The organism is uncultured Alistipes sp. (assembly GCF_949296715.1).
Classification (GTDB): domain Bacteria; phylum Bacteroidota; class Bacteroidia; order Bacteroidales; family Rikenellaceae; genus Alistipes.
The window spans coordinates 19,246-28,189 of sequence record NZ_CASFQD010000047.1 but is presented as its reverse complement, the minus strand read 5'-3'; the positions used below and the strand labels follow the sequence as shown (position 1 = coordinate 28,189).

6 protein-coding genes are annotated in these 8,944 nt (G+C 64.7%); all 6 read right to left on the bottom strand.

The annotated features are described in order from the left end of the window. Positions 1–295: 295 nt before the first annotated feature. The 6 genes from Q1Y33_RS07135 to mreC are packed head-to-tail and all read right to left on the bottom strand — an operon-like array spanning position 296 to position 8,758. Positions 296–1,519: a phosphatase PAP2 family protein gene (locus tag Q1Y33_RS07135; RefSeq protein WP_300799054.1), complete on the bottom strand. Its 1,224-nt coding sequence runs from the start codon at positions 1,517–1,519 to the stop codon at positions 296–298. Positions 1,520–1,527: 8 nt separating this feature from the next. Continuing rightward, positions 1,528–4,116: a calcium-translocating P-type ATPase, PMCA-type gene (locus Q1Y33_RS07130; RefSeq protein WP_300799053.1), complete on the bottom strand. Its 2,589-nt coding sequence runs from the start codon at positions 4,114–4,116 to the stop codon at positions 1,528–1,530. Between the two features lie 8 nt (positions 4,117–4,124). Beyond that, on the bottom strand, positions 4,125–5,567 hold the full coding sequence (gene rodA, locus Q1Y33_RS07125) for a rod shape-determining protein RodA (protein ID WP_295908902.1): 1,443 nt from the start codon (positions 5,565–5,567) through the stop codon (positions 4,125–4,127). Further along, entirely contained in the window at positions 5,557–7,389 is a 1,833-nt protein-coding gene (locus Q1Y33_RS07120; protein WP_300799052.1) for a penicillin-binding transpeptidase domain-containing protein, read from the bottom strand. Before Q1Y33_RS07120 ends, rodA begins: the two co-directional genes overlap by 11 nt. Next, positions 7,386–7,904 (bottom strand): rod shape-determining protein MreD, encoded by a 519-nt coding sequence (locus tag Q1Y33_RS07115; RefSeq protein WP_300799051.1) that lies wholly within the window; start codon positions 7,902–7,904, stop codon positions 7,386–7,388. Before Q1Y33_RS07115 ends, Q1Y33_RS07120 begins: the two co-directional genes overlap by 4 nt. Next, complete coding sequence (gene mreC, locus Q1Y33_RS07110; protein ID WP_300799050.1) at positions 7,904–8,758, bottom strand: rod shape-determining protein MreC; 855 nt, start codon at positions 8,756–8,758, stop codon at positions 7,904–7,906. Before mreC ends, Q1Y33_RS07115 begins: the two co-directional genes overlap by 1 nt. Positions 8,759–8,944 lie beyond the last annotated feature (186 nt).

The following is an 8,944-nucleotide window of genomic DNA, read 5'->3' as shown; positions in this document are numbered from 1 at the left end:
TACCGAAATCCTCAAACTCTATTGAGTCGTTCTTCGGTCACTTAAAAGACAACTTAAGAGTCCATCGCGGACTCTCGGAACAACATTTTAAGGACTTCGTAAAGTGGTATCTTTTTCTGAATAGCAATGATGGAATTATTAAGAAAAACAAATGACCAGAATCATACGATTCTGGTCATTTGTTCTAATATAATACCAACCAATTTTGGCATCATTACCCCTTTTTTGTGCGCCGGCAAGGCTCCGCAGGGATGATTCCGGCATACGCGACACGGGGAGAGCCCCCACCCGCCGGTCAGAACACGGCGCTGATGCCCAGTCCCAGGGTGAGCAGGTGCAGCCGCGAGGAGCCGGCCGCAACGGGCGCGGCACAGTCGTAGTCGATCGTAAAGCGCACGCCCAGATTCTGCGTGGCGATGTAGGTATGGGAGAATTCCGCGCCGAAGAGGCCGCCGCCGCGGTTGCCGAAGGCGACATCGCCCGAACGGAAGGACTTATAACGCTGGTAGCCGCCGTAAACCGCGCCGCCGATCAGCCACCGGATCGAGAAGGGATACGAGCCGTAGATTCCGGCATTGATCGACGCGCTCTCCAGGTTGTCGGTCTGCGATACGCCGTTGAGACTCACGCGCAGGTTCGTCACCGCAAAGCGGCCGCCGACGCCCCAGTAGGGCGAGGCGAACCAGGCGCCCTGCACGCTGACGGTGGGGCCGCTGAAGAACTCGGCCGTCAGTCCCGGAGAGAGCCGGTAACGCCCCGGCACGGCCGTGACGCTGAGATTCAGCCCGAAGAACGACGGCCGGCGGTAGCGGTCGTAAACCAGCTCCACGTCGTAGACGTTCAGCCCCCGCTCCCTGAAGATCAGGTCCGCCAGGAAGTAGCCGAACTCCGTGGCGAGGATGCCGATGCCGGCCCCGACCATCACGTCGCTCATCCAGTGGCGGTTGTTGAGCTGGCGCGTGACGCCCGTGACGGTCGCCATCGTGTAGCCCGCGATACTGTACCACGGGCTGCGGTGGCCGTACTCCTTGTGAAGCATCGTCGCCGTCATGAAGGCCGTGGCCGTATGTCCCGACGGGAAGGAGTTGCGCGTGGAGCCGTCGGGGCGCATCACGTTGCAGGAGTATTTGAGCGAGTTGACCGCAACGGCCATGATGGCCGCGGAAAAGGCATCCGAGGTGAGCATGCGGCCCCACGAGCTGCGGCCCTTGACGCCGCAGGCCTTCAGACCGAGCATCAGCCCCGCAGGACCGTACTGCAGGTAGTCGTCGTAGGTCTGGTGGAACGATTCGCCGTAGCCGTTGCGCAGGCGGCGGAAGTCCGCGTCGTAGGACTGCATGACGACGCCGCCGATGATGAGCGGCACGCCGATGAAGGTCATGCGGTAGGCCTGCGTCGAGGTGCGGTGGTCGACCAGCCGGCTGATCCGCCCCCGCGAGTCGTAATGGACGCTGTCGGCCGGGGAGTCCGCCCTTGCGACCGAAGTCGCAAGCAGGAAGAGAAGAAGCAGCGATCGCATGGCTCCGGTCAGTTATGCGGTCCTCCGTGCCGGCGCACGGCCCGCACCAGTTCGCCGCCGAAGGCCAGCAGCGACGTCAGGCCGATCACCTCGGCCCATTTGCCGCCCGTGAGCGGCACGGTGCGGAAGACCTCGCCGCCCCACTCGACGATGAGCACCTGACCGACGGCGATCGCCAGCAGGATGAGGAAGAACTCGCGGCACCCCTTCAGGCAGGTGAAGACCGAGTGGCGTGTCTCGAATCCCCTGGCGTTGAACATGTTCCAGAACTGAAGGAAAACAAATGTCGAGAAGAAGAGCGTCAGCTGCAGGATGGTCAGCTCGCCCTGCTGCCGCGACGTCCACCAGAAGAGCATGCCGAGCAGCACGGCGACGATCACCACGCCGCACGTCAGGATCGTGCGGGCCATGCCGGGCGTGATGATGAACTCGTCGCGCGGACGCGGCTTTTCGAGCATCACCTCGGGGCTGGGCGGCAGCGAAGCCATGGCCATCGCGGCGAAGGTGTCCATGATGATGTTGACCCAGAGGATCTGCACGACGGTCAGGGGCATGTCCGTGCCGAAGACGGCGCCGACGAAGCAGATCACGATGGCCGCGAAATTGATCGTCAGCTGGAAGAGGACGAAGCGCTGGATGTTGCGGTAGAGCGAGCGGCCCCACATCACGGCCGTGGCGATCGACGTGAAGGAGTCGTCGAGCAGCGTGATGTCCGAGGCGTCCTTCGCCACGGAGGTGCCCGAACCCATCGAGAGGCCGACGTTGGCGAAGTTCAGCGCCGGGGCGTCGTTCGTGCCGTCGCCCGTCACGGCCACCACCTCGCCGCACTGCTGCAGCAGCCGCACCAGGCGCTGCTTGTCGAGCGGCCGGGCCCGCGACATGATCTTGAGCGACTGCACGTGCTCGAGGAGCTCCTCGTCGCTCATGGCGGCGAAGTCGGCGCCGGTCATGTGGTTCTGCTCGCCGTCGCAGGCGTCGTCCCACAGCCCGATCTGGCGGGCGATCTCGCGCGCCGTCGCCGGGGTGTCGCCCGTGACGATCTTCACGTCGATACCCGCCTTGAGGCACTGCTGCACGGCCGCCGGGACATCTTCGCGTACGGGGTCCGAGATGGCCGCCACGCCCGAAAAGTGCAGCCCGCCGCCAGCCACGGCACGCAGGCAGTCGGTCTCGCCGGTCTCGGCCCACGCCACGGCCAGCGTGCGCATGGCGCGGTTCTGGAAGGCGAGCAGCTGCACGGCCACCGCCTCGTCCTGCCCGTCGGCCGCGCACATCGCCCGCACGATCTCCGGAGCACCCTTCACGCAGAGGATGCGGCGGCCCGAGAGGCCGCTCCCGATGATCGTCGCCATGTACTTGCGCTCGGTCGAGAAGGTGAGCCGGTCGACGATCTTCGCCCCGCCGCGCAGCGTCTCGTAATCGCTGCCGCGCGTGCGCATCCATTCGAGCAGCGCCCCTTCGGTCGGGTTGCCGATGATGTGGCCTCCGGCGTCGAGGAAGGCCGTGGAGTTGGCGGCAATGAGTTCATCGAACTCCGCGTCGGGCAACGTGTCGTAGCGCACGAGCTCCTGCACGTGCATGCGGTTCTGCGTCAGCGTGCCGGTCTTGTCGGTGCAGATCACCGTCACGGCGCCCATCGTCTCGCAGGCGTGCATCTTGCGCACGAGGTTGTTGGTCTTGAGCATCCGCCGCATGGACATCGCCAGCGAGAGCGTGATCGACATCGGCAGCCCCTCGGGCACGGCCATGACGATGATCGCCACCGAGATCATGAAGACGTGCAGCACCTGCTGCGAGATCGACAGCCAGTCCTGTTCGAGCAATCCTCCCACGAAGATCGCCTTGCCGAGCATGACGCAGAAGATCGTGCACGAAAGGGCGATGCCGACCTTGCCGATCAGCCTCGAGAGGCGCGTCAGCTGCCGGTCGAGCGGCGTCGGCTCGTCGGTCTGCACGGTCGACTGCTCCGTCACGCGCCCCGCCTCGGTGTGGTCGCCCACGGCCGTGACGACCAGCACGCCGTAGCCGTCCGCCACGGTCGTGCCGCGCAGCACGGCATTCGACGGATAGGTCGCATCGGCATCGAAGAAGGCCTCGTCGACCGTCTTGTCGACCTCGGGCTCGCCCGTGAGCGTCGACTCGTTGATCTTCAGCGAGACGGCCTCGACCAGCTCGCCGTCGGCCGGGACGGTCTCGCCGCTCTCGATGTGGACGACGTCGCCCACGACCACATCGCGGCGCGGAATCTCGCACATCGACCCGCCGCGCATCACCTTGACCGGGATGTCGTCGTTGACCTGATTCAGGCGCCGGAAGCGCCGCTGTGCGTCCCACTCGAACCAGAATCCGACGCACGTGGCAAGGATGATGGCGCAGATGATGCCCACCGACTCGGTGAAGTCGCGGTGGATGAATCCGATGGCAAGCGACAGCACGGCCGCGACGAGCAGAATCTGGATGATCGGATCGCGGAACTTCTCCAGGAGGAGTTTCCACGCCGAATCGTCCTTGGGTGGCGTGATGACGTTGTCGCCGTGCTGCCGGCGGCTCTCTTCGACCTGTTGCGGCTCAAGGCCGCGGGGGTTGTAGGAAATCATGGGAGGTTTCAGAATTTGTTTATGGAAAACTGCCGCGTCGAGGCGTCGAGCCGCACGGCGATGAATAGCAGGATCGTGAAGGCGATGAGCGACGAGCCGCCGTAGCTCATGAACGGCAGCGGAATGCCCATCACGGGCATCAGCCCGATGGTCATGCCGACGTTGACCAGCACGTGGAAGAGCAGGATCGACGCCACGCAATAGCAGTAGATCCGCCCGAAGGGCTCCTCCTGCCGTTCACCCATGCGCATCAGGCGCAGGATGAGCAGGCAGAGCAGCGTGAGCAGCAGCGTCGTGCCCAGGAAGCCCCACTCCTCGCCCACCGTGCAGAAGATGAAGTCCGTGTGGCGTTCGGGCACGAAGCCGTACTTGATCTGCGTGCCCTGCAGGAAGCCCTTGCCCAGCAGGCCGCCCGAGCCGATGGCGATCTTCGACTGGTTGACGTTGTAGTCCGTGCCGAGCGGATCGCTGATGATGCCCAGGAAACTCAGGATGCGGTTCTGCTGGTGCTGCTTGAGGATCGAGTTGAAGATGTAGTCGGTCGTCGGCAGGAAGACGATCGTCATCAGGAACAGCCCCATCGTCAGGAAGATGTTCTGCAGGTTGGCCCGGTAGGCGTAGACCGCCACGACGACGAGCGACAGCAGCGTCACGGTCAGCAGGCAGGCGTGGATGTCCATCGCGCCGGGGGCGATCAGGTGCATCACGACGCACAGCAGGATCGACGCCAGGGCCAGCGACGCGAGGTAGATGATGCGCGAGCGCCAGTGGCCGTTCATCATCGCCTCGGAGAAGGTGCAGACGAGGATCACCAGCACGAGCAGCGTCGTGGGTGAGAGCAGGAACGAGACGATGAACAGCGCGGCGATCATCAGCACGGGGATGCACAGCCACTTGTTGAGCCCCTCGCGGTAGAGCACGAAGAGGAACGAGCAGAGGACGATGCCCGAGCCGGTATCGTTCTGCAGGATGATGATTCCCAGCGGGATGCAGATGACCAGTCCGACCTTCACCAGATCCGATGGCCGGTTGATCGAGAAGGAGTAGTTGCTCATGACGCGGGCCAGGGCCAGCGCCGTGGCGATCTTGGCGAACTCGACGGGCTGCACGCGCAGCGAGCCGAACTCGAACCACGCCTTGGCGCCGTTGACCTCGCGGCCGAAGAGCAGCGCCGCGACGAGCAGCGCCAGACCGGCGAAGTAGGCCGGATAGGCGAACATGTGGTAGAAGCGTTCGTCGAGCAGCAGCACGACGAGCGCCGTGACCCACGCCACGCCGATCCAGACCAACTGCTTCATGTAGAAGTGCGAGAAGGAGAAGAGGCTGCCCGTCCCCTCCTCGTAGGAGGCCGAGGTGATCGACACCCAGCCCGCGAGGACGATCAGCACGTAGAGCAGGACCGTCCAGCGGTCCACGCCGTAGAAGATTCCGTTCGAGCGATCAGCGGTCATAGGCCGGATAGTGGATTTGCATGTTCTTGACATATTCGACGAGCTCCGGACGGCGAATCGTGTCCGTCAGGTAGTACTCCTCGAGCAGGCTGGCGATCGGCAGGGCGATCGTCGCGCCGAAGCCGCCGTTCTCGACATAGACCGAGATGGCGATCTTCGGGTTGTCCTTCGGTGCGAAGGAGAGGAACGTCGAGTGGTCGCGCCCGTGGGGATTCTGCGCCGTGCCGGTCTTGCCGCAGACGTCGAGCCCTTCGAGCTGGGCGCGCCACGAGGTGCCGCCCGGGCGGTTCACGCCCCGCCACATGCCGTCGACGATCGGCTCGAAATGCTTGGGGTCGACCATCGTGTAGTGGCGCTCGTAGAAGCGGCGGTCGAGCGAGTCCTGCCCCTCGATGCGCTTGACGATGTGCGGGATATAGTAGTAGCCGCGGTTGGCGACGATCGCCGCGAGGTTGGCCAGCTGCAGGGGCGTACAGCCCAGCTCGCCCTGCCCGATCGAGAGCGAAAGCACCGTGAGCGAGTTCCACGAACCGCGGTAGGCGCGGTCGTAGAACGAGCGGTCGGGGACGTAGCCCACCCCCTCGTCGAGGAAGTCCGAACCCAGCTTGCGGCCGAATCCGAAGCTCTCGACATACTTGCGCCAGACGTCGAAACCCTCCTTGACGCTGCCGTAGCGCGGGTTGTCCAGGATGTCGCGGAAGACGTAGCAGAAGTAGGCGTTGCACGACGTCGCGACGGCAAAGCGCAGATCGAGCGGCGAGGCGTGGGCGTGGCACCCCATCTTCAGCCGCCCGGCCTGATAGCCCATGTGGCACGAGTGGAGGTCCGTAGGCCGCAGCACCCCCTCCTGCAGGCCGATGAGGCCCTGCACCAGCTTGAAGGTCGAGCCCGGCGGGTACTTGGCCTTCACGGCGCGGTTGAAGAGCGGGTGGCGCTTGTTGTAGAGCATCTTCATGTAGTTGTTGCCCCGCTGGCGCCCCACCAGCTCGTCGGGATCGTAGGAGGGCGACGAGACCATCATCAGAATCTCGCCCGTCGAGGGCTCGATCGCCACGGCGGCCCCGACCTTGCCCCGCATGAGCTCCTCGCCGAGCAGCTGCAGCCGCGCGTCGATCGTCGAGACGATGTACTTCCCCGCGACGGGCAGCGAGTCGTAGCAGCCGTTCATGTAGGAGCCCTTGATGGCGCCGTGGGTGTCGATCTCCTGGATCTTCACCCCCTTCTCGCCCTTGAGCTCCGGCTCGTAGGCCGACTCCACGCCGCTCATGCCCACGTAGTCGCCCGCCTTGTACGACGGGTAGCGCTTGATCATGTCGGCCGTCACCTCGCCGACGTAGCCCAGCAGGTTGCCGCCGATCTTGCGCGGGTAGCTCCGCACGGTGCGGTAGACGGTGTAGAAGCCGCGGAAGTTGCACTCGTCGAAGCGCAGCTTCTCCTCCTTCGAGAGGTAGCTCGTCACCACGCGCGGCGCACGCGGCCGCATGCGGGCGTTGGAGAGCTCGCGCCGCAGCTTCTCGGGCGTGATGCCGACCACCTCGCACAGCCGCGCCGTGTCGAAGCCCTGCCGGTCGATTTCGCGGTAGATGACCATCAGGTCGTAGCACTCGCGGCTCTGCACGAGGTACTCGCCGTTGCGATCGAAGACCTCGCCGCGCGGCGGGTACTGCACGACGTGCCGCAGCACGTTGGCCCGCGCCAGCTCGGCGTAGCGCGTGTCGAAGAGCTGGAGGTAGGCCAGGCGCCCGACCAGCACGAGGAAGATGAAGATCACGACCCCCTGCAGGGTGCGCATCCGCTTGAAACTCTCGCCTCCGGTCGTCATACGCGTGCGGGGAGTTTGGCGGTGAAGATCCGCATGATGAGCCAGATGAATCCCACGCTCACGGCGCTGCTCACGAGGATGCGCACGAGCGTGTGCAGCACATGGGCCCACGAAAGGGCCTCCAGCAGGAAGAAGAGCGCATGGTGCAGCAGGACCATGGCCACGAGGTACTCCGCAAAGGCGCGCTTGCCGAGCCGCTCGGGCGAGGGGACTCCCGCCTCGCGGGCGTCGTCACGTCCGTAGAGCAGGCCGATGAGTGTCGGACGCAGGAAGGCGACCGGCAGCGTGGCGATGGTGTTGATGCCGGCGGCGCCCATGGCGCAGTCCATCACCACGCCCAGCACGAGGCCCGAGAGCAGCACGACCACGGGTTTGGCATCCATCGGCAGCAGCACGAGAAAGGCCACGTAGACCAGCGGATTGCAGTAGATGCTGATCGAGAGGTTGTCGAACAGGAAAACCTGCAACAGCACCGTCGCGGCAAAAAGCGCCAGATATGGGAGTGTCCGATACATCAGTCCAGTCGGGTATGTTGTTCGACCTGGTCGCTCTGCTGCAGGTCGCGGATTTCATATTGATCGCGGTTGCAGACTAACACGACGTCCGTCTGCCGGGAGATTTCGGCCGCAAGGCGCACCCGCACGGTATAGGCCGTGCCCGTTTCGTTGAGTTCGGCGCTCTCGACCCGGCCGATGAGCACCTCGGCGGGGAAGAACTGCGAGAAGCCGGCCGTCACGACCTCCTGCCCGGGTTGGGGCTCGGCGTATTTCGACAGGTCGTCGAGCAGCACCACGTGGGGATCGACCCCGTCCCAGTAGACCGAGCCGAAGTAGTCCGAGCCGACGAGCTTGCCGCTGGCGCGGAACGAGGTGTTCAGGACCGACATCGCCACGGAATAACGTTCCGTGCAGGCGACGACATAGCCGACCATCGCGCCGTCGGGCGACAGCACGCCCATCTCCTCCGTGACGCCGTCGCGGCGCCCGCGATTGAGCGTCAGCAGGTTGCGCGTCCTGTTGACCGAGTTGCCCACGACCGTGGCCGTGGCGAAGTGGTATTTCGATTCGCCGATGTCCTGCAGGTAGCTGTCCAGCCGGGCGAAGGTCTCCGCCTCCTCGTAGCGGGCCAGGCGCTCCTCGAGCTCGGCGACGCGGGCCAGCAGCAGGCGGTTTTCGCTGCCGAGGGTGAAATAATGGCGCACATTGGCGAAGAAGCCGTGCACGCCGCCGATCACCCGGTTGGAGCGGGCCAGCAGCCGGGCCTCCGTATAGTGCGTCGAGCGGGCGTAGTAGCTGACGGCCGCCACCTCCAGCACGATGAACAGCACCACGACGTAGACGCTGCGTATGAATTCGATCAGTTTCCGCATGACGATCGCGTCCGTATCCGGCGGCAGCAGCCGGCCGTGGTCCGGACGCCCGTTTGTTTATCTGTCAAACAGTCAATTCAAATCACGATTGCGGACCCAGGGCCCGCAATCATCGTTTTTTCCGGCCCTGCGGCCGGGGCGCCGCCGGATCGGAACCGGCGGCAGGCGAAGGCGGCATCCGCACGC

Coding starts and splice junctions, on each gene's coding strand:
- Q1Y33_RS07135 (WP_300799054.1), bottom strand. CDS start 1,519: ATGCGATCGCTGCTTCTTCTCTTCCTGCTTGCGACTTCGGTCGCAAGG.
- Q1Y33_RS07130 (WP_300799053.1), bottom strand. CDS start 4,116: ATGATTTCCTACAACCCCCGCGGCCTTGAGCCGCAACAGGTCGAAGAG.
- rodA (WP_295908902.1), bottom strand. CDS start 5,567: ATGACCGCTGATCGCTCGAACGGAATCTTCTACGGCGTGGACCGCTGG.
- Q1Y33_RS07120 (WP_300799052.1), bottom strand. CDS start 7,389: ATGACGACCGGAGGCGAGAGTTTCAAGCGGATGCGCACCCTGCAGGGG.
- Q1Y33_RS07115 (WP_300799051.1), bottom strand. CDS start 7,904: ATGTATCGGACACTCCCATATCTGGCGCTTTTTGCCGCGACGGTGCTG.
- mreC (WP_300799050.1), bottom strand. CDS start 8,758: ATGCGGAAACTGATCGAATTCATACGCAGCGTCTACGTCGTGGTGCTG.